Below are 535 nucleotides of genomic sequence, written 5' to 3' on the forward strand. Positions count from 1 at the left end.
ATGTGATACTAGTCCTAGGTCAACAGTGCAATGGCGGGCGGTGATGCCTGGTACATCATAAAGTGACATGAAAGTGTGAAATGGGTGACCACCTGCTACATGGGTGCATGGAGTGCTGATCCCCAGCCATCCATCCCTCAACCTTGCTTCTTGGCCAGTTCAAGGCTCCTGGCATATGCTCTGTGCTTCATCATCATCATCATCATCATCATCATCATCATCATTACAAAGCGTTTGCTCAAAAAGCGCTGCTGCAGCAGAAATGAGACTCACAATGCAAAAGCTCTGGGCTCCTCCGCACTTTGTTATGGGGTGCGCTGTAGGTTGATGAGTTGGCGACAGCAGCACAACCAGGCGCTGAGGCGGCCCTTCAACTGCCCAAGGTGCGTGAAGACGCAGTCCCTTGCTTGGCATCACGTGTGTTTTCGTAGCAGCAATGCTGGATGCCAAATGTCATGTGATGTTAATGGTGTTCGCAGAGTTGGAGATGATGGCAACTTGCTTTGCACCACCAACTGACCAGGCTCTGCATAGC

1 protein-coding gene is annotated in these 535 nt (G+C 51.0%); it reads right to left on the reverse strand.

Features of this window, described 5'->3' with window-relative positions:
* Positions 1-159: 159 nt before the first annotated feature.
* Positions 160-414: a hypothetical protein gene (locus ACT6R0_RS18660; protein ID WP_444667464.1), complete on the reverse strand. Its 255-nt coding sequence runs from the start codon at positions 412-414 to the stop codon at positions 160-162.
* Between the last annotated feature and the right edge of the window lie 121 nt (positions 415-535).

The sequence above is a fragment of the Flavobacterium sp. genome, from assembly GCF_052437795.1.
GTDB lineage: Bacteria > Bacteroidota > Bacteroidia > Flavobacteriales > Flavobacteriaceae > Flavobacterium.